At 65.1% G+C, this 20,074-nt stretch carries 18 protein-coding genes and 1 pseudogene; 11 read left to right on the plus strand and 8 right to left on the minus strand.

What is annotated here, in order from left to right; genetic code table 11:
- Positions 1 to 5 precede the first annotated feature (5 nt).
- A complete protein-coding gene (locus ACIHAA_RS27380; RefSeq protein ID WP_399821841.1) occupies positions 6 to 1,226 on the minus strand; it encodes a sensor histidine kinase in 1,221 nt (406 codons plus the stop codon).
- 380 nt (positions 1,227 to 1,606) lie between these two features.
- The gene (locus ACIHAA_RS27385) at positions 1,607 to 2,272 is read right to left on the minus strand and encodes a response regulator (RefSeq protein WP_399821682.1); all 666 of its coding nucleotides are present in this window, start codon (positions 2,270 to 2,272) and stop codon (positions 1,607 to 1,609) included.
- A gap of 429 nt (positions 2,273 to 2,701) precedes the next feature.
- Between ACIHAA_RS27385 and ACIHAA_RS27390 the strand changes: the two genes are divergently transcribed.
- The 4 genes from ACIHAA_RS27390 to ACIHAA_RS27405 all read left to right on the plus strand — a co-directional run bounded on the left by ACIHAA_RS27390 (position 2,702) and on the right by ACIHAA_RS27405 (position 8,333).
- Complete coding sequence (locus ACIHAA_RS27390) at positions 2,702 to 3,373, plus strand: response regulator (protein WP_399821684.1); 672 nt, start codon at positions 2,702 to 2,704, stop codon at positions 3,371 to 3,373.
- A 711-nt stretch (positions 3,374 to 4,084) separates the two neighbouring features.
- On the plus strand, positions 4,085 to 4,900 hold the full coding sequence (locus tag ACIHAA_RS27395) for a hypothetical protein (protein WP_399821686.1): 816 nt from the start codon (positions 4,085 to 4,087) through the stop codon (positions 4,898 to 4,900).
- Positions 4,901 to 5,580: 680 nt separating this feature from the next.
- Positions 5,581 to 7,485 carry a nitrate- and nitrite sensing domain-containing protein gene (locus tag ACIHAA_RS27400; protein ID WP_399821688.1) on the plus strand — a complete coding sequence of 635 codons (1,905 nt, stop codon included), beginning with the start codon at positions 5,581 to 5,583 and terminating at the stop codon, positions 7,483 to 7,485.
- A 176-nt stretch (positions 7,486 to 7,661) separates the two neighbouring features.
- Positions 7,662 to 8,333, plus strand: a complete 672-nt coding sequence (locus ACIHAA_RS27405; protein ID WP_399821691.1) for a response regulator — start codon at positions 7,662 to 7,664, stop codon at positions 8,331 to 8,333.
- Here the strand turns inward: ACIHAA_RS27405 and ACIHAA_RS27410 are convergent.
- The 3 genes and pseudogenes from ACIHAA_RS27410 to ACIHAA_RS27420 all read right to left on the minus strand — a co-directional run.
- A pseudogene (locus tag ACIHAA_RS27410) lies at positions 8,277 to 8,432 on the minus strand (IS5/IS1182 family transposase); the annotation flags it as partial. The gene ACIHAA_RS27405 and the pseudogene ACIHAA_RS27410 sit on opposite strands and share 57 nt — an antisense overlap.
- 105 nt (positions 8,433 to 8,537) lie before the next feature.
- Complete coding sequence (locus ACIHAA_RS27415) at positions 8,538 to 9,248, minus strand: response regulator transcription factor (RefSeq protein WP_399821693.1); 711 nt, start codon at positions 9,246 to 9,248, stop codon at positions 8,538 to 8,540.
- A 261-nt stretch (positions 9,249 to 9,509) separates the two neighbouring features.
- The gene (locus tag ACIHAA_RS27420) at positions 9,510 to 10,775 is read right to left on the minus strand and encodes an FAD-dependent oxidoreductase (RefSeq protein WP_399821695.1); all 1,266 of its coding nucleotides are present in this window, start codon (positions 10,773 to 10,775) and stop codon (positions 9,510 to 9,512) included.
- A 202-nt stretch (positions 10,776 to 10,977) separates the two neighbouring features.
- On the opposite strand from ACIHAA_RS27420, the gene ACIHAA_RS27425 reads away from it, so the two are divergent.
- From ACIHAA_RS27425 to ACIHAA_RS27445, 5 genes are all read left to right on the plus strand, one after another.
- Positions 10,978 to 11,811, plus strand: coding sequence for an ABC transporter ATP-binding protein (locus ACIHAA_RS27425; RefSeq protein WP_399821697.1), 834 nt, complete (start codon positions 10,978 to 10,980; stop codon positions 11,809 to 11,811).
- Positions 11,808 to 12,632, plus strand: a complete 825-nt coding sequence (locus tag ACIHAA_RS27430) for an ABC transporter permease (RefSeq protein WP_399821700.1) — start codon at positions 11,808 to 11,810, stop codon at positions 12,630 to 12,632. Before ACIHAA_RS27425 ends, ACIHAA_RS27430 begins: the two co-directional genes overlap by 4 nt.
- Positions 12,633 to 12,728: 96 nt before the next feature.
- Complete coding sequence (locus ACIHAA_RS27435; protein WP_399821702.1) at positions 12,729 to 13,706, plus strand: ABC transporter substrate-binding protein; 978 nt, start codon at positions 12,729 to 12,731, stop codon at positions 13,704 to 13,706.
- Between the two features lie 260 nt (positions 13,707 to 13,966).
- Positions 13,967 to 14,152 (plus strand): hypothetical protein, encoded by a 186-nt coding sequence (locus ACIHAA_RS27440; protein ID WP_399821704.1) that lies wholly within the window; start codon positions 13,967 to 13,969, stop codon positions 14,150 to 14,152.
- Positions 14,153 to 14,539: 387 nt separating this feature from the next.
- Positions 14,540 to 15,244, plus strand: coding sequence for a hypothetical protein (locus tag ACIHAA_RS27445; RefSeq protein ID WP_399821706.1), 705 nt, complete (start codon positions 14,540 to 14,542; stop codon positions 15,242 to 15,244).
- 205 nt (positions 15,245 to 15,449) lie between these two features.
- Here ACIHAA_RS27445 and ACIHAA_RS27450 read toward each other — a convergent pair whose 3' ends face one another.
- The 3 genes from ACIHAA_RS27450 to ACIHAA_RS27460 all read right to left on the minus strand — a co-directional run bounded on the left by ACIHAA_RS27450 (position 15,450) and on the right by ACIHAA_RS27460 (position 17,344).
- Entirely contained in the window at positions 15,450 to 16,145 is a 696-nt protein-coding gene (locus tag ACIHAA_RS27450) for a response regulator (RefSeq protein WP_399821708.1), read from the minus strand.
- 106 nt (positions 16,146 to 16,251) lie between these two features.
- Positions 16,252 to 16,950 (minus strand): response regulator, encoded by a 699-nt coding sequence (locus ACIHAA_RS27455; RefSeq protein ID WP_399821710.1) that lies wholly within the window; start codon positions 16,948 to 16,950, stop codon positions 16,252 to 16,254.
- Positions 16,925 to 17,344 carry a hypothetical protein gene (locus ACIHAA_RS27460; RefSeq protein ID WP_399821712.1) on the minus strand — a complete coding sequence of 140 codons (420 nt, stop codon included), beginning with the start codon at positions 17,342 to 17,344 and terminating at the stop codon, positions 16,925 to 16,927. The genes ACIHAA_RS27455 and ACIHAA_RS27460 overlap by 26 nt, the downstream gene beginning before the upstream one ends.
- A gap of 704 nt (positions 17,345 to 18,048) precedes the next feature.
- Here ACIHAA_RS27460 and ACIHAA_RS27465 point away from each other — a divergent pair.
- Together ACIHAA_RS27465 and ACIHAA_RS27470 are read left to right on the plus strand one after the other, a co-directional pair.
- A complete protein-coding gene (locus tag ACIHAA_RS27465) occupies positions 18,049 to 19,062 on the plus strand; it encodes an aldo/keto reductase family protein (RefSeq protein WP_399821714.1) in 1,014 nt (337 codons plus the stop codon).
- 335 nt (positions 19,063 to 19,397) lie between these two features.
- Positions 19,398 to 19,925, plus strand: coding sequence for a hypothetical protein (locus tag ACIHAA_RS27470; protein WP_399821716.1), 528 nt, complete (start codon positions 19,398 to 19,400; stop codon positions 19,923 to 19,925).
- Positions 19,926 to 20,074 lie beyond the last annotated feature (149 nt).

The following is a 20,074-nucleotide window of genomic DNA, read 5'->3' on the forward strand; positions in this document are numbered from 1 at the left end:
ACAGATCACCTCTCGGCAGGCTTCCGGCAAGGGTGCGGCGCGCCGTCCGGCTGCCTCTGACCAAGGGTGTGATGAGGAAGGACAGCGGTTACGGTGAAGACTCCGTCGTCGGTGTCGACCTGGAAGGTGCCGCCCAGCAGAGCGACCCGCTCGGCGAGGCCGACCAGGCCGTTTCCGCCGCTGGGCAGGGACGTCGCAAGAGGCTCGATCGGTAGGGGGTTGCAGACTCGCACATGCACGCCATCCGCGCGGCAGTCCACGTCGATATGCACCGGCGCTTCGGGCGCATGCTTGGCCGCGTTGGTCAGCGACTCCTGGACGATGCGATACAGAGCCCGCTGTAGTGGCGCAGGCAGCATCTCGGGAAAGCCGTCGACGTGCAGCTCGGCTTGGCGACCGACCCAACGGGCCCGCTCAACCAGGTCGGAGAGGCGGGAGGCGTCGGATTGCGGTGCCAGCGGGGCGGAAGCGCCGGCATGTCGCGAGGTCAGCACGCCCAGCACTTCGCGAAGTTCCTCCAAGGCGAGCCGGCCCTCGGTGCGGATGCACTCGGCTGCCCGCGCTACCGCCGGAATTCCGGCTGCCTCACCCACTTCCAGTGCGCCTGCGGACAGCACGATGTTGCTCACCCGGTGGCCCACCACGTCGTGCATTTCCCTGGCGATCGCCGCACGCTCCTCGGCCCTGGCCCGATCGGCCAACAGCAGTCGCTCACGCTCAAGTTGAGTCAGCCGGGCGGCCACCGACGCCGCCAGGTCACGACGAACAGCGATGGCGTAGCCGGCAGCCAGTGGCCCGATGACGAATGCCAGCGAATATGTCACTTCCCGGATCTCCACCTGTGAAAGCCCCAGGTAGAGCGCGGGCCAGACCGTGATGCACCCTGCGACCCCGAAGGTGAACAGATCACCTCGGCGGCGGTTCGCCGTACCCACAGCGTGCATGGCAACGGCGAGCGCCACGGGTGTGAACGCGACCAGGTGCCCGATCATGATCGCCACCGCGATCCCTCGGGGGTGACGTCGACGCCACCGCACCAGCGCCCCTACGGCCACCGAAGCCGCCATGTCCTCAGAAAGCGGCAGCCCTGTGAGCAGCCCGTTCGAAGGATTGATCCAGCAGTAGGCACCCTCCAGCGCGACAACGCCAACCGTAACTACGGCATCAATACGTCGAGGCGACCACGCAGGACGCATTTCCGTCAACACGCTACCAAAATAAGCCATACGTGCCACGTAAGTATGATCATCCACAAGGTGAGACGCAGCCAGAGGCATCACTGCTGGCTGCGCCCGCCCGGCCTCGCGGAGAGACCCGGAGAAGCAGGTCCGAAGGCTTGGTCAGGGTTCGCGGCAGTAAGTGCTCGCGTGTCGGACCGGCTCGTGTCGCGGCTGTGTGGGCGGACGGCCAGGGCTGGGGCGACCGGCGGCAGAAGCGGCCGCAGACGCTGGATGATCCGGCACGCGTCGCGAGTGCTCAGCCGGACGGCGGAGCGAACTGTGCATGTGAGGTTCGTCCGGTAGTGCTCCCGGGTGGCACCACCGCCAAGGATCCGTCGACCGTGTCACTTCAGGCGGCCCGGCCAGCAGCCCAAGGCCCCTGAAGGTCAAGGATCAAGAGGGTCCAGGCCGGTGCGATACGCGAAACGGGCCGCTTCGACACGGTTGGCCGCACCGAGTTTGGCGAGGATCTGGGCGACATGTCCCTTGACGGTCCCTTCGGCCATGTGCAGTTCGACACCGATGGACGCGTTGGACAGTCCACGGGCGACCAAGTGCAGAACGTCGCGCTGGCGGGCCGTCAAGGATGTGACCAGCTCCGCCTCTTCCACATCGGGCTGCGAACAGGGTTGCCGCCGCGTGGCCGCCCGGATGAAGTGACCTGTGACTGCGGGATCGAGGGCCGCGTGGCCGCGATGGACATCGCGCAGGGCGCGCAGGAAGTCGTCTGCCGGAGCGTCCTTGAGGAGGAAGCCCACCGCTCCCGCGTTCAGGGCTTGTTGCACGTAGACGTCATGACTGAAGGTAGTGAGGATCACGACTGGCACGGGGGTGGCCAGTTGCTGGAGCGCGACGGTGGCAGCAATGCCGTTCATCCCCGGCATCCGGACGTCCATGACGACGAGATCGGGTATCAGGCGACGAGTCTGGTCGACAGCGGCCCGACCGTCCCAAGCCTCTGCGACAACCGTCATGTCGCCGCTGGACTCGATGATGGTCCGCAGGTGTTGTCGCACTGCGGCATCGTCGTCGACGAGAAGGACGCTGATCACTACTCCTCCTTGGGCACGGTGCCGCTGGATTACGCTCTGCCAGCCATCGTGACTGAGAAGCCTGCCAATTCCCGCAGGTCGAGTTCTCACTATAGGGACTGTGTGAACAAGGTGGTGACACGAGTGACCCGAGGAAGGCCGCCCCGGCATGAACTGCACAGTGCACTGCCGCCCAGGCCATATCACCGATGCCTCGCAGTTGCTTGCTGAAACAACCAGGTATTGATTGCTGCTGGTCGCTGTCATCGGGCAACTCACTCATCCATACGCCGAACTCTGCCGTGCGTGCATCCCCTCATAACGGAAGTGGCCGCCGAGGCTCCCGAGCAGCCCGGCCGATCGGGTTCCCTGAGCCGCGGTCCACCATCTGTCGGGCAGCAGGGACAATCTAGACTAGATACCTCACACTTACCTGAAGGGGACTCCACGATGATCAACGTCCTGCTCGCCGACGACAACGAGATCACCCGCCGCGGCCTTGCCGCGATCATCGAATCGAGCGACGACATTCACGTGTCAGCCGAAGCCCCAAACGGCCGTGCCGCCGTCGATCACGCGGCGCGCGAGAGTCCGGACATCGCTCTCATCGATCTGGTCATGCCGGAGATGGACGGCCTCACAGCCACTCGCTGCTTGCTGACCTTGCCGAACCCGCCTCGTGTCATCATCCTGACCGCCTTCCACGAGGACGTCCAGGTCCACGACGCGCTGACCGCAGGCGCCGTGGGCTTTCTCCTCAAGGACACCGATCCCGCCGATCTGCTGCATGCCATCCGTACCGTCCATGGCGGGAAGGCGGTGCTCGGCCCCGCCGTCACCAAGCGCCTCCTCGACACATTGGCGCAGCCCGCATCCCGGCTCACCGACAGCGAACACGAGCGCCTTGAGACGCTGAGCAAGCGCGAACGCCATATCTTGCGCCTGCTCGCTCGTGGCCTGTCCAACGGTGCGATCGCAAGCGAAATCGGGACGACCGAAGGCACGGTCAAAGGGCACGTCAGCAATGTCCTCACCAAACTCGGCGCTGCAAGCCGTGTCCAAGCAGCGCGCCTGGCCTACCGTGCCCACCTGGACGCAGACGCCGACTGGACCACCCCCTGATCGGTGAAAACCACGGCATACCACACCGCTTGGACTGCTCTCTCCGACTTTAGTCAGGAGCATACCCACATAAAAGACATTGTCGGGAGCCTCAGGTGTTGAGAAGATGGACAAAGCCTAAACAGACATGAAGCGCTGCCGGGCCACGGCCACGCCACGCAGAAGTCCGGGACGCAATCTCCTCACTGCCCTCTCGTCGTCCTGGTACCCAGGGGTCGTCGTAAGCTCGGACAACGTGAAGTCTGCCGATCTCTGTTCACCAGGGTCTACGCTCCCCCTGGCGAAAGAGACGCTGCTCGTAGTCCGCGATCGCTTTCCGGGCATACGTGCCGTGGGTTGAGGGCGAGACTCGTGGAGGCCGTAGCACTCTGTGATCCCGAGACGCACGGCAGCGAGATGCCACTGCGGCAGTACGAATTCGGCTCGAGGACGGGACTTTCGGCCTACCCCCCTTCGGAGGTGGACCCACCAGACTGACGGCACCAGTCGGCAGCCCCCAGGAGGTACGCGGTGCCCGAAAGCCAACCACTCGCCCTACGGAGAAACCAGCCCGGTCGTCAGCCCCTACGCTCCCGGGCGCCGGTTCGCCGACCCGCAGCACTCCCCCACGCGACCGCACCTGCCGTTCAGGGCCGCGGGGCATTATTTACCGCGTACCAGCAAGAACTACGCCGAAGCCGTCACACAGCCCGGGACGCTGCCCTGCGCCGCATGGCCGCGCAGGCCGTGGAGAACATGGATCAGCCGCTGCCGACGGGCAGTCAGGTACTGCGGCTCGGCATCGTCCCGACGCTTTACGAGATGGTCTACGCCGCTCTGCCGACAGCACTGCAGTCCAGGCGCAACTATGCTCTCCTTTCACAGGAATTGGGAGGCGAGCGACTCTCGGAGCACGGCGCAAGCTTCATCGGTTCCGGAGAACATGTACTGCCGCAGCTGGAGGGCAGCACCATGACGTGGGACTACCGGTGCCGGGTACGAGTCTCGCTGTCCCTGGCCGAGCAGCCATCCCGGATCATCCCGGTGGCGGCAGGCATGGGGTACTCACGGCGGTCCAACAGTGCAGTGACCCAGAACAGCAGCCTCACCACAGGTCCTTCGGCCACGGCAGGCGCCACAACCGGTACCCAGATGGGGCTCACGCACCCCGGTGCGACCGGATCCGCCACGGTCACATACAAGCGGGAGACCACCAAAGGCTTCGGTCAGAGCCTGGGCCATGAGCGCTCCGACAACTTCACGTTCCCTGACGGTGCGACAGTCATCGACACCCGGGCACAACTGCGGGTGAGAATTGACTGGGACAAAAAGCCGCGAACCCTTGCCGCGTGGGCCCAGGGCCAGCGCCACAAAGAGCTTGTGATGGACGGACTGGGCTGGTCCAGCTCCGACGGCATCACCGCAGAACTACCGGACTTCGAGGATGTCTTCGCGAAGGTCCCGCTCACCTACGCCGTGCCCACCGCACTGCTTGACCCCCGCCTCATGCAGACCGGCACCAACGCATCTGCCGGGCTCGTGCCCTGACCACATGGGTTCGCCGGCTCGGCCGGCCGCGTAGATCGCCGGGTGACTCTTGAGGTGACCGGCAACGGCTCAGCATGATCCGGCGGCGGGGCGGATCGTGCTGAGCGATGCCGCAGCGGCGAGCAGGCGGGTGGCCGCTGGAAGCACGGCCTCCTGCCCATGGACGGGCACGCCCCAAGCCATGGGCTCTCCTCAGGTGATCGGCGAATGCATCACACAGGGCCGCCTCGCCGGTAGCCACCGCGGCTGCAACCCAACCCCGTGCGGAAAATCAACTTTCGGCCGGTGCACATCCTCCTTTGGCCAAGAAACCCTTCTGCTTGGCGTACGTACACTAGGAGAACCTTGTTCACCCCCGGGAGACGGATTCCAGTTACTTGAAGGTTTTACGAGCCGGAGACGCAGTATGTCACCCGGAAACCGGATCCCAGTTCGCTCTGCGGCGGGGCTCTGGCCGGCGAGTACGCCGTGACCGTGCATCCGGGTGCGCGCATCGGGCGTCACCCGATGACCACTCCGCCCGGATGCACGCGGAAAGTCAAACCATTCGCCACCCGTAGAGGTCCATCACCTCTGAAGAGGGCTCCACACGGGCTCCGGCCTCACATCTCGCTGGCCGCCTTGCCGCACCACCTACGTGATCCTCACCAAGAGGCCATTTCTTCACGATATTTGGAACCATGAACACCTACTCGCTGCGCCATCGGCGACTGGGCACCCAAGTGGCAATGATCATGGCTTTGCCCGTGTCACTTGTCTTCGCCCTCGCCATCCCCCAGGTGAAGAACTCGTTCGCGCTCCATTCCGCGAAGCTCGCCGAGGAAAAGCGCGCAGCTCTGTACATGAGGGCAACAGCACTGGCCCGCGACCTGGAAAATGAACGCGACGCCTTCTCAGTCGCGTCGGGACAGATCACGGACGATGTCGCCGAACGGCGCCGCATCACGGACGCCACCCTAGGAGACTTCCGTAAAGCCGTCGCCAGCACCACGGGGGTCCCCGCCCCCACCAGTGGGCTGGGACAGGCCGAGAAGGCTCTCAAGGGTATTCCCAAGGCGCGTGCGGGCGATTTCGCAACGCGGTCTTCCGTACTCCCCGCAAGTTCCGCGTACACCGAGATCATCGACGCACTCAGCAGTGTGATCATCTCTGCCGGACAGGATGCAGGTGATACGGACTCCTTGAGGGCTGCATACGCTCTCGCCGTAGGTGCCTCCGCGCTCTCATCCCAGCGTGCGTTGATCAACTCGCCCACTGTCGAATCCGACTTCACGGACGATGAAACAACCTTCCTGTCAGAGAAGGAGGGCGTACGCCGCCTCGTGAGCCGGGAGTTCCATACGGCCTCTGCCTCTCTCGGTCTGGCAGCTTCCGAACTTGAGGTGGACGGCTCGTGTCTCGTCGGTCCCGGAGGCAAGGACGTCGTGGCCCAACGCCCTGTACCGGCAGGGTGGTTCGCGTGCAGCTCGCGCGTTCTGGACCACATGCACGCGGTAGAAGCCAACGTCCTCGAGCGGGCGTTGGAATCCGCCTCTGCAAAGGGGGCAGAAGCGCAACAGGATCTGGTTCGACACACTGTCCTGGGCACGATCGCTCTGCTTGCCTCGGTAGTCGTTGCCGTGCTGACCACCCGACAGCTCATCCGCCGCATGCACAGACTGCGGCGAACCGCACTCAAGGCCCAGAACGAGCTGGCCGCCTTTGTCCAGAAGGTCTCCCGGTCATCCGACCCATCACGGCTGCAATTCAGCGTGGAGCTCGTCGACGGCCGCGCATGTGACGAGGTGGGCGACTTGGCACAAGCTTTCGACGCGGTCGTGAAGGAGGCCATCGCCCAGATCGCCCAGCAGGCCGTCCTGCGTGCAGCGGTCCGTGCCAAGCTCGCCTCCATGTCCAGGCGCGTCCTGGTCCTCGTCCATCGGCAACTCGATCTGCTCTCCTCCATGCACATGACGGAACAGCACCCCACCGCGCTCAAGAACCTCTTCCGGCTTGACCATCTGGCCACGCTCATGCGACGGCACGGCGAGACCATGCTCGTGCTGGCGGGTGAGGACGCGGGGCGCCGATACGAGAGAGACGCCCCGCTGGTCGATGTGCTGCGTGCCGCTGCGGCAGAGGTCGAGGACTATGCCAGAGCCGTTGTGCAAGAGGACATACCCAGCGTGTGCATCGAGGCGTCGGCGGTTCACGGTATGACCCATATGATGGCAGAGCTGGTGGAGAATGCCGTCAAATATTCACACCCGAACCAACCCGTGCGGCTCTCCGCAGAGGAGACGGCTACCGGTGACGTCCTCGTCCGCGTGAGCGACTCCGGAATCGGGATTCCGCAAGGGCAACTCGACTCGCTCAACATCCGCCTGCAAAGCGAACTGCCCGCCGACTGGGTGCAGTCCGAGCGCTCCGGATTGGACGTGGTCAATTATCTGGCTTCCTCGCACGGCGCACGCGTGTACCTCGACTCGACCGACCAGGGAACAACGGCCCTCGTTGTCCTCTCTGCGGATGTCATCGTGGCCGCGTCCGCAGCGCACCTTCTGAGAGAGCCGCATGCGGGTACTTGTGAGAGTCGTCATGGATGAAGAACGGGCTGCCGGCGCCAGCCGGCTCTTCGGGTTCCTCACCAGTCGGAACCCGGAGAATTGTCGTGCCCGACCTCCCACCACGGCCACGGCCCGTGGCCCCTCTCCCGACTGGTGGCCCCTCGGCCGACGTGGCTCTCGCCCTTCCGCAACACCGGCGAAATGGAGTCTGCTGTATGACCATTCGAGTGCTGATCGCAGGCGGCCAGGCAATATTCCGTGCCGGCTTGCGGATGATGATCGAGTCACAGAAGGACCTCGTGGTGGTCGGCGAGGCTGCGGACGGTGCGGAGGCCATCGCCCGGGCGAAGCTGCACGAGCCAGACGTCGCTCTGGTGGATCTCGAATTGCCCAATCTCAACGGCATCTGCACGACGCGAAGGCTGGTTGGACTGCCCCGTCCTCCTGGTGTGATCCTTCTCAGCGACTCGACCGAAACCAGCGACGTGTGCGAGGCTCTCGAAGCTGGGGCCAGCGGTTTCCTCCTCAAGGATGTCCAGTGCGGGGAGCTGTGTACCGCGTTGCCCGTCGTCGCCTCCGGAGCCAGAATCTTCACATCGGAGGTCCTGCGAAGCCTGGTCCGCCATTCTACGCGTCGCGCACCCATTCCTATCACCAGGATCGGCACCAGAATCGCAGCACTCAGCGAAGGTGAACGCAATGTGCTTCGGCTCATCGGGACGGGAATGACCAACGATCAGATTGCCAAGGAACTGCACCTGGCCAGAACGAGCGTCAAGACCTATGTCTCTCGGATTCTCACCAAACTCGGGTTGGACAACCGAACACAGGCCGCGGTGGCCGCCTACAGTCTGAGTCTTACCACCAGCACGGACACCGCGCTCTAGCGTGCAGGTCCGGTCGGCGCCGGACTCCGTGAACGCCCGGCAGTCGTTGCGACTGCCGGGCAACGGCAGGCCGATCGCCACCACCATGGCGAACTGCGCCTTCGACAGTCCGCACAACGGTGCGACCACTTCGGATCATCTGCTGAGATCACCCCACCCGTCCCCAGCGAACGCACCAACCGCGCATGGGGTGCAGGACAACCTCTAGGAATGTTGCGACGCGCCCGGATCCTCCAGCTTGACACCCACTCCACGGACGGTGTGCAGGTAGCGCGGACAGGCCGCCGTCTCCCCCAACTTGCGTCGCAACCAGGACATGTGGACGTGGAGGGTCTGGTCGTCGCCATAGGACTGCTGCCAGACTTCGGACAGCAGTACGCGTCGGGGCACCACAACGCCCGGCCGCTGAGCCAGGAAGGCCAGCAGATCGAACTCCCGTCGACTGAGTTCGAGGAGGCGCCCGCCCAGTTCCGCCCTTCTGCGCGAGGGATAGATGCACAACTCGCCCACCCGGATGAGAGCCATGGCATCGGCACTCCCTTCCGGTGGGCCCGAACGAGTCCTGCGGAGGACCGCGGTCATACGGGCAAGGAGTTGCTGCACAGAGAAGGGCTTGATCAGATAGTCGTCGGCCCCAGCATTGAGCAGGCGGACGATCTCGCATTCGTCATCCCGAGCCGTAGCAATGATCACAGGTATGTCCGTTATTCCCCGCATCAACTTCAGCGCTTGCGCTCCGTCCAGATCAGGCAGGCCGAGGTCGAGAATGATGACGTCCAAGTATTGAGAGGACACTTCCCTCAGCGCCTCAAGCGCTGTGCCGACAGTGCGCACCACGTGATTCGCCTCTGCCAAATGCCGAATAATAGCCGAGCGCACAGACGGCTCGTCTTCGACTACAAGTACACTTGCCATAGTCGGAATTGTATGCCACGACACACAAGTCCAAACCGCCGACAACGCCCACAGGAAACATTTCATCGGCCAGCGCGGCCACTTTGAGGAAGCGTTGTGCCCTTGCGCTTGACGTTCAGCCCTCCAAAAGCCTTTGAATCGCGCTCCCTCGTAGTTCTTCGGTTGATTGTTCCGGGCGTGCCGCGAGAGGCGGTCCGGCCGCCGGCCCCCGCGCAGCGGACACAGACACAGGGCGGCGGCGGATCAGCGAATGATCCTGCGTCACACCATGGCTCCCTGGCGTAGCAACTCCGCTCTTACCGCGCGAGTGTCGTGCTCCACACCGCGCGTGTAGAGAGCCGCGGCCACCCCTGCCGCATGGCCGGTGGCGAACGACGTGCCCATGACCCGCAAGGAAGCAAAAGCGTCGTTGTCGGAACCGACGAGTCGGCCCGCGGCCCACAGGTTGTCCAGACCCGCTGAACAGATCGCACCATAAGGGATGTCGTACCACCCCTTGCCTTCAATGGGCTCGTAGCGCGTGACGCCTGGCCCGTCGTGGATCTCCATGGGCCAGCCGCATCGGGCGATGGAATCGTCGGGGCGCTTGCGGGCGCCGAGCACATCCGTGCCTCGTACCTCTTCGCGGCCGATCAGCCGTCGGCTGTCGCGTATGCCCAGTTGAGGCCCGGTACCGAGCAGAAAGGCATGCCGCCACCCCGGCAGCGTGGCACGAAAGGCGTCCAGATATGCCCGAGCCTGGCGACGGCCGCTGATTTCCGCGCCTGTCAGCTTGACCGGGTCGAGAGCATCGACGTGTTCGTCGACGACCAGGGCGATCACCTCCGCGGTCACCGGGAGCCGGGCCAGGACCCCTCGGTCACGCTTCAGGGGCTGGTCGGCTGTCGCGTTGTAGGCGGCGACCGCTGCGCACATGCCGCCAGGGGAGAGATCGGCGTCGGGAGCGACCCCGCCGAACCGGGACACCAGTGTGCTGGTCTGGCGCTGCGCGAGGGGCGCCACCCGGACGGCGGCTCCGGACAGAGCGCACAGCACCCCGTCGCCGCTGGCGTCCACGAAGGCACGAGCGGCGATGCGATGGCGTCCGGCGGAGTCGCTCACCTCGATATCGCCTATCCGGCCGTCCTTCTGTCGAGAGTCGACGACGACGCTGTGGAGGCGCACGTCCACTCCTGCTGCGGCGATCTCGTCGTCAAGTACCGACTTGGTCGTCTCCACGTCCAGCAGGACGAATGTATTGCCACTCCAGGAGAACGAGCCCTCTCGGTAAACCCGTCGATCGCGTAGTCGCCGCAGTACTTGCCCCCCGACGCCGTCCACCACGCGCTGCCGATTCTGGTCGAAAAATCCGCAGTAGATGGAAACGGAGGCGGCGGTTGCTGCGCCGCCGAGAAACGGGTACTTCTCGATCAGGCGTGTCCGGGCCCCGGCCTGCGCCGCCCCCACGGCTGCGGCCACCCCTGCCGAGCCACCACCGACCACGACGACGTCACACTCCTCGAGGGCCTTCTCGCTGCAACGGACCATTTGCCTGGCGTCCCCTTCGGTCTGCGGTCGACGTGGGCATGCTGCCCTCTCCCGGGTTTCTCACTGCTCCGATCAAGCATCGTAACCAGCTTCAGACAGGCGACCCACAGGCCTAAAGAGACACCTTGATGTAGCCGATCGGCCATGCTCTGACTTCCATTGGAGACTGCCCCGGAAGGCAGTGCCCCAGTAGCTTCCCTACGTGAACAAGCAGGTCACCGAAGCCCCCGGCCCCTTGCTGTCGGCCCAGGGCGTGGACAGATTTTTCATCTCCTCGAAAGGGGCGGTTCTACAGGCACTGGACAAAGTGTCGCTCACAGTGGATGAGGGGGAATTTGTTTGCATCATCGGTCCTTCCGGATGCGGAAAGTCCACACTTCTGCGTATCCTCGGGGGCCTCGATGTGCCATCGGCAGGCAACATGCATCTGCGGCGGGATCTCTCGGTGTTTCCACCGGCGGCATTCGTATTCCAGGACTTCGGCGTTCTACCCTGGCTCACCGTCCGTTCCAACGCGGCGTTCGGCCTGCGTATGGCAGGCGTGGGACGACGCCTGTCCAACGGTGTAGCTGACCGTTGGCTGGCACGGGTGGGCTTGACGGACTTCGCCGATTCCTATCCCCACCAGCTCTCCGGTGGGATGCGGCAGCGGCTGGCGCTCGCCCGCGCGTTCGCCATCGGCAGCCCTCTGCTTTTCATGGACGAACCCCTGGGAGCCTTGGATCCCCTGACTCGGCTGGAGATGCATGAACATCTGTTGGACCTGTGGGAGCAGGAATATAAAACCGTGGTCCTTGTAACCCACTCGATCGACGAAGCACTCCTGCTCGGTGACCGGGTCCTGGTCATGTCCGGTCGCCCCGGCAGAATCACCGAAGAATTCTCAGTACCTTTTCCTCGCCCGCGCACGCCAGGCCTCCAGGACACTCCTGGTTTCGCGCGGATGCGCGTCCTCCTGCGTGAAGCTCTCAGAGTTTCCCAAGCCACCTCGGCCGAACCGTATGTGCCACACGTAGCCCCTGAAGGAGAGTGGTGAGCGCCCGGGAACAGGCCATCCGCGCTGCCGTCGCCATGAGGCAGCGTGAGATGGCACGCACCATGGCACTCGGGCTCGCCGTACCCGCGGTGCTGCTGACGGGTTGGGAGGCAGCGTCTCGCACCGCGGCGGTCGACGCACTGCTGTTTCCCCCGCCCTCGCACGTCGCCACGTGCATGTTCGGCATGATTCGTGACGGTGAACTCGTTCGACACTACGGGGCAACGCTGCGACGACTGCTACCTGGCTATGCGCTGGGTGCATCGGCCGGAACGCTGGCCGGTTTCGCGATGGGGGCGTCGCGTCTCGTACGCGCCGCCTTCGGGCCGCTGTTTGCCGCGCTGTACTGCGTGCCCAAGATCGCGACATTGCCTCTCCTGCTGCTCGTCTTCGGGCTGACCGAGACGCCCAAGGTTCTCTCCGTCGCAGTCACCGTCTTCTTCGTGATGCAGATCAACACCCACGCCGGCGTGGCCCAGATCGACTCACGTGTGTTGGAGACCGCGCGGTCCTATGGAGCGTCAGGGCCGAAGCTGCTGTGGTTCGTGCTGTTGCCCGGCGCCGCCCCGGCCATGCTTACGGGGCTCCGGACAGCCATCGGCCTCAGCGTCGTGGTCGACGTTGCTGTGGAGTTCGTCGCGTCCGAGAGCGGCCTGGGCTTCCTCATCTGGAACTCCTGGACTCTCTTCCAGCCCGACAGGATGTACGTGGGTCTCCTGAGCGTCGCTCTGCTGGGCGCAGCGTTGTCCGCGGTCATCGCTCTCGGCGAACGGTGGGCGCTCCCCTGGCAGGCTCTCCGGCCACCGCTGTGGAAGACATAGCGGATTCCCCTGCGTGTCTGCGTCCAGCGGGGCTGGACGCCACCAGGAACACCCTTGTGTGAACTGCCTCCCAACATTGTCGAAGGGAATGTTTTCGTGCGTCTTCGTCCGCTCGCCGTCGTCGTGCTGCTGCCAGTGCTCGCGATCCTCACAGGAGCCTGTGAGGGAGGGAACCTCGCGAAGGACTCCAGTAGGTACGCCTCCCAGACCACCACCGTGAAGGTCGCTCACGTGCCGTCGACGCTCTTCGCACCGCTGTATGTGGCTCAGGACAAGGGATATTTCAAGGACCGAGGGCTCGATGTCGAGTTGCGGAAGGTGCAGGCTGGGCAGGAAGCGGTGCCACTGGCCGGCAGCGGAAAAGTGGACGCGGTCGTCGCTGGTTTCTCTGCCGGGCTGTTCAACGGGCTGGCTCAGGGACTCAACGTGAAGGTTGTCGCCTCCATGGGATCTGCCACTGGAGCCAAGCCTTCGCCCACCGCCCTGGAAGTCGCTCAGCGGCTCCTCAAGTCCAAGGCAGTCAGGACAACCAGCGACCTGCGAGGCCGGAAGATCGCGGTTGCCGGTGGTTCCGGCGCGGCCGGCGGATACCAACTAGCAGCGACCCTGCGCGAAGCGGGCCTCACGCTGAAGGACGTCAAGGTCGTGAACGTGCCGATCCCCGACATGGCCACTGCCCTCGCCGATGGCGGTGTCGACGCGGCGCTGGCGCCCGCTCCGTTTACCACTGCCATGGAACAGCGCGGCACTGCCAAGCCACTGGCGGTTCCGCCCCGAGGCACTTCGGCCACCGGCGTCATCTTCAGCGGCGGGTTCGCCGGAAAGCCCGCCGCGGACAGGTTCCTGGCGGCACTGCGTGATGCTGCGGGCGAATTGCAGGGCTCCCGGGCGACGTCGGAGGAGAACCTCAAGATTCTCGCCAAGGCGACCGGCCAAAAGCTTGAGGTGCTGCGCAGGACCCCTTCGTACCAATGGGATCCCCGGCTAGCCGTGGATGAGAATCAGTTGGCCGCGCAACGGCAGACCTACCTCGACTCCGGCCTGCTCAGGGACGGTGCCGCAGAAAGAGGCTAGCGTCGGCACAGGCCAAGGAGGCAGTCATCGACTCGGCGTTGCCACGGCCCCGGCATTCGCACACGGCCTCTCGCTCTGCTCGGGACGACGGTCCGCGGGTCTGTGCCCGTGGCCCGTCGGGGCCTTGGGCCACCGGACCACGGGCGTTGGCTCGACAACCGGTGACGACGAAACCGGCGCCGCTCACGGGCACCGGCACATGTTGACCACCCTGCTGCATTCTTCGGCCAGTTCGACGCTCATCGAGAGGAGGCGCGGTCATGACCAACTGGATCGCTACAAGTCTGGTGACGGCTGTCGGCCTCACCTGCGTCTGGCTCGGCTGCCATGGTTGGCACAGCGCGATGACCGAGCATCAGCCAGCTGACTCCGTGACATCCGTGGCGTGCGCCAGATCGAACCCTGCCCTGCCCTGCGGCCATCCGACAGCAATGGATGCGCCGTGAGAGCAGAGCCCCAAGGCTGTCGGCTCGCCATTTGACCGGCCCGGCGCAGCAAAGTCTCCAGGGGGCCGGCTTCCCCGTGCGGTGTGCGGGCCCCAATGACGAGGGGCCCCACCGCGGTCAGCGCCGAGGCGAGCGGCGACGACGGCGCCCAGGACGTCGCGCCTACCGACCGTGCCCTGACGGGACGTGTACTTGTGGACGGCGTACCCCACCAGACAGACGGCCGCCAGCAGTACGCCGCGGCGCCCTTGGCCTGGTAGGTGTCATCGGAAACCGCTGAACCGAACCTGTCGCCCCCGGCTGCTCGGTACGCAGCCTCAGCTCCGGCACACCCCGATAGCCTGCGGCCTTCGCCGGTCACCCGGACGGAGTCCCCAGTGGGGCACCATGTCAGACCATCAGCACCTCATGACAGCCCTCGATGCACTGGACCGCGCCTTCGCCTCCGAAGAGCCGTTCCCCGTCGGCGGTTGCACGTACTGCTACGGCGAGGAGGGACTCGCCGAACTCTCCGGGCCGCTGCATCTCATACCCGACGACATGGTGTCCGCGGCCGCCGGAGAGGTGCCCAGCCACTGGGACGACTTCCCGCGTCTCTACCGCCGTCTCGTCCCGCGCATCATCCGCCCCCTCGTCGCAGGTGAGTTCCACGTCTCCGAGGAGCTGATCGCCAGCCGCCTGGTCGAGGCGGGCTGGAGTACCTGGGACGCCCCCCTGGCCGACGCTCTTCGCAACGTCTGGACCGCATGGTGGCATGCCACCCTGCACACCCATCCCAGCCCGGTGTCCATCAGGGACGCCCTTGCCCTCGTCACCGTCGCCACCGACAGCCTGCGCCCCTGGCTGGACAGATGGACCGCCACCCGCACCCCGGCCGCCGACGCGCACCTGGCGGACCTGATGGCCGACGTGCTGTTCGAGTACGAGATCTCCGACCTGAGCCTGGGGTTCTACAGTGAGTACCACGCCACCGCGGAGCTGGTGGAATGGCTCCTCATCGATGTGCGCGACCGGGTCACCGACTCCCGTCTCGACGACCCGGACCTCATTCACCACCTCCGGCAGCTGATCAGCGCTCCAGCTGACGTCTGAACCGACACGGTTCACCGGGATGACCACTGAGCTCTCGGGGGTGGTCGTCGGCCGGCTGGCGAGTGTGGGTCCGGTGCCGGTGAGGCAGCTGTCGAAGGGGTGCGGCAGTGGTCGGCCCGCCGCCACCCCGACTTCAGCCGCGGCGGTAGGCGTGGAGGCCAGAACAAAGGCTCCGGCCAGCCCCGGGCAACGAAGTGGGACGGCTCTACCGGCCGCTGTCAGCCAGCCCGGCATCGTAGGCCAGGATGGCCGCCTGGGTCCGGTTCTTCAGGGCGAGCTTGTCCAGGACGCGTGAGACATAGGTCTTCACGCTGGACGGAGACAGATAGAGATGCTGGGCGATCTGGGCATTCGTCAGGCCGCCACCGATGAGCTCCAGCACCCGTCGCTCGCTGCTGCTGAGCCTCCCCAGCCGCTCCTGGAGGCATGTGCCGTGCGCCCGTTCAGGGGCCGACGCACGGTGTATGAGGCTGTCCAGCACCTGCGGCGACAGGACACGTCCTCCAACGAGCACTGCCCGCAACGCGGCCGTCAACTGCCGGGGACACAAGTCCTTGAGCAGGAACCCGGAGGCTCCGACCTCCAGGGCGTCCAGCACGCGGTCGTCCACATCGACACCGGTGAGCATCAGCACCTTGGGCGGGTGTGTGAACCGCAACAGCTGCTCAGTCGCCACCACCCCATCGACGCATGGCATGCGGACATCCATCAGGACCACGTCGGGACGGTGGGTTCGGGCCTGAGCCACGGCCTCGGCACCGTCGCGTGCCTCGGCCACCACTTCGAATTCTCCGGTGGAGTTCACCAGCAGGCACAGGCTCGCCCGGATCAGAGCTTGATCGTCTACGACCAGAACGGACGCGGCCACCGCTGCTCCCTGACTGTCTTCATGCTTCACCATTCACTTCACACCGCGGAGTTGATCCACAGAGTCGTGCCGGATGGCCTGCGCATCAGCTGACCGCACCCACCACCAACGCCCAGCCCGGCAACCGGTCCGCACGGGATCAGGGCTCGTCCTCCTCAGGACGGAGACCGCCCCCGAAAGATTTCTGCGCCGTCATACCCATCTCATGGGCGATGATTGCCGCCTGGGTACGGTTGTCGAGCCCGAGCTTGACGAGGGTGCGAGACACATATGTCTTCACACTCGCGCCAGACAACTGGAGCTCGTCGGCGATCTGCTTGTTCGTCATGCCCGCGCTCACCAGAACCAACACGCGACGCTCGCCCTGGCTCAGCAGAGAGATCTTCTCCCCCGCGCCGCCGACACGGACCGGTGTGTGACCGGCAGCGCGGCGCACAAGACTCCCTAACACCGCGGGAGCGAGCACGCGACACCCCGCGGCGACCGCATGCAGTGCCGCAAACAGCTCCTCCGGCCGCAAGTCTTTGAGGAGAAAACCGCAGGCCCCTGCATGCAGCGCCTCCAGCACGCGATCGTCGGAATCAAACACGCTCAGGACGAGCACACTCGGTGGCGCGGCCATGCGCATCAGTCGACGGGTCGCCGCCACCCCGTCGACACGGGGCATGTTCAGGTCCATCAGCACGATGTCCGGACGATGCACCGCCACCTGCGTGACCGCCTTGGCCCCATCGTCCGCCTCGGCTACGACCTCGAAGTCCTCCTGGGAGTCGACCAGCATCTTCAGACCCATGCGGATGATGGCTTGATCGTCAACGACCAGTACGCGAATGGACATAGGGCGCTTTCGTATTCCTTGCCTTCGGGGCGAGCTCGGTGACCTCCACGGTTCTGGTGGAGTCGTGGCGGTACGGCGTCGATGTCTCGGGCACGGCCCCATGCGGTGCCTTCGGTCCGCAGGAAGCCGGTGCCGGCAGAACGGCTTCCACGCGAAAGCCGCCGTCTCTCAGGTGACCGGCTGTCAGGTGGCCGCCGCTCACGCTGATCCGCAGCCGCAGTCCCGCCAACCCCATTCCGCGGGAGTTGCGCAACAGCCGCGCGCCAGCAGATGGGCCACTGCGCACCTCCAGGATGATCTGATCCGGCTCGAAGGACAGACAAGCTTGAACCGTCGCTCCACGGGCGTACTCGAGCCCGTTGGTGAACTTCTCGAGACGCAGGTGGTGCAGCACTGCTCGGCGGCCGCGGGCAGCGGTCGGACTGTCCGTCCACCAGGCCCACCGCGGCGACCACAGCGACCATCCCGTACGGAAGCTGTCCCCGTAGTGCGCCGTCACGTACGCTGCGGCGCACTACGGTGTTCGCCCGTCGGAGTAAACACCTGCGGCCAGCCCCGCGAGCAGGCAGACCTCTGGGGGCTGACGGCGCAGTGCGAGGGTCGCCGCGGCGATCAGGGAAAGCGCGGTGGTGGGGTAGGCGACCGTCCGGCAGATCGGGCCCTCCCGTCGTTGCCGTGAGCGACTGTCGGCTCGGATCCACCGGTCTCGCAGGGGAACCGTGCGGCGGCCCGCTCGCGGCTGCCGGGCTGCCCGGGCGCAGGAGCTGGTCTGCGTCCATGGAGGCGCGCTCCTCTGAACTGAACGTCGATATGGGGCGCCCGAACGCCGGGCCCTATAGACCATCCCACTTCGGTGACTTTCCTTGGACGGCTGAACGTCATACGCCGACCCCTGACTTTCGACAGGCGTACTGAACCGGAGACTGGGGTATTCTCACCAACCGCAACTGCCGTGGATCAGGCATGTCGAAGATGGACGGCAGCGGCGCGCAGTCTCCCAGCCGCGTCAACTACTCAAGGCGGCCTCGCCGCGGGCGGCCACAGCTTTCGAATTGCCATCTCCGCCCTCCCCAGCATGGTCATGCATATGGAGTCCCCATGGAATACCGACGTCTTGGACGTAGCGGCTTGCACGTCAGCTCGATCTCGTTCGGCAATTGGTTCACTCACGGCCATCAGCTTGACGAAGAAGAGGCTCACGCCTGTATTCGAACGGCCTTGGACGAGGGGATCACAACGTTTGACACCGCGGACATGTACTCAGAAACGCGAGCGGAGTCCGTACTCGGCCGGGCCTTGAGCGGGGTTCGCCGTGAGTCTCTTGAGATCTGCACCAAGGTGTTCTGGCCCACCGGCCCGGGCCGCAATGACCGCGGACTGAGTCGCAAGCACATCAGGGAATCCTGTGAGGCTTCCTTGCACCGGCTCAAGACCGACTACCTGGATCTCTACCAGGCCCATCGGTATGACCGCACGGTGCCGCTGGAAGAGACGATGCTGGCGTTCGCCGACCTTGTCAGGCAAGGCAAGGTCCTGTACATCGGCGTTTCAGAGTGGACTGCCGAGGAGATCGCCCGGGGAGCCGGGCTGGCGCGTGAGCTGAACGTCCCCTTCATCTCCAACCAACCACAGTATTCCATGCTTTGGCGCGTCATCGAGGCAGAAGTAATCCCGGCCAGCCGACGCCATGGAATCGGACAGATGGCCTGGTCCCCTCTCGCCCAGGGCGTACTTACAGGAAAGTATCGGCCAGGTCGGACTCCGCCCCCTACCACACGTCTGGCCTCAACAGCACGTAACCCCTTTTTGGGCCCGCTCACCGCTCCAAATGTCCTGGAGGCCGTACAAAAACTGAAACCGCTCGCCGGACAGGCAGGCTTGACCATGGCACAGCTTGCTCTGGCCTGGGTCCTGTCGCACGATGACGTGGCCAGCGCCGTCATCGGGTCCTCCAAACCCCAGCAGGTAGTCGAGAATACCAAGGCGGCGGGTACGATTTTGGACTCCGATCTCCAGTGTGCCATCGACAACGCCTTGGGCGATATCGTCGTGTACGACCCCAGGCGCACCTACTCTGTCGACTCGCCGGACTTTCCAACTGATGGCACATGAGGTCGCCCCGCAATGAGGTGCAGGGGCCTGTCCGAACTGGCCAGTGGTCGCGCCGGTCCAGGCGCGGGCCGGCGCCGCATGCACCGTCCGTACCCTCTCCGCCTGCCCGTTCGGAGGGCCGAATGACGGGGGCCATCTGTGACTTCCGACGTGCAGCAGCCGTCGAAGGTCAAAGGAAGACTGGGTTCAGCAAGCAGGACGTGACCGTGAATGTCGGCTGGCATCCCGCTACCCGGATCGTCGGCCGATTTTACGTCCTCTGGTGCTCCAGCCGTTCCCGACGGCAAGGCCGTCGGTGAGCATCCGCCAGATCTCGAGCGAAAGTAGCCATCACCATGCGCATCACGAAGAAGACCGCTACAGCGGCTGCCGCCGCCCTCAGCGTCGCTGTACTCGGCGTTGTAGGGGTGGGCGCCCACACGGCTGCGGCTGCCCCTCAAGCCGTCACCCAGGCACCGGCCGCTGATGCCGGCATCCAGGTGAACATGGCCACCGACACCACCGACTCCCAGGTTCGGCCTGGTGAGGAAATAGTCGTGAGTGGCCTGGTGACCAACACGTCCGATCACACGCTGACCAACCTGCGCATCGACGTGGCTATGCCTCAGGCCGAAGTCGAGCAGGGCCAGATCGCCCCGCGTGAAGGCCTGATCAGCAACACGCCCGCTTACGGCAACGCCGTGTGGAACGTGCCCTCCCTCAAGCCCGGGCACAACTTTGCTGTCGACGTCAAGTTCCGGGTGCTGCCGTCCGCTTTGGTCGGCGCGCAGATTCCGGTGAACGTCGCGGTCCTGTCCGCCGACAACAAGAACCTTGTGGCATCGTCCACCGAATTCGTGACGGTGATCGCCCCGCGGTCGTAGAGACTGTGCGATAAGACGACTGCGAAGCCCCTGGAGGAACAGGGCTGGAGAGAAGTAGCCAGCCGTGCCAGGGGCTTCGCTCGGCTTTTCCTGACTCCGTTGTACCTCTGGTAGCGCCCGGCCAGGTCGCGATGGCCGGAGTGGCGGGT

The organism is Streptomyces sp. NPDC052040, from assembly GCF_044548405.1.
In the GTDB taxonomy this organism is placed as follows: Bacteria; Actinomycetota; Actinomycetes; order Streptomycetales; family Streptomycetaceae; genus Streptomyces.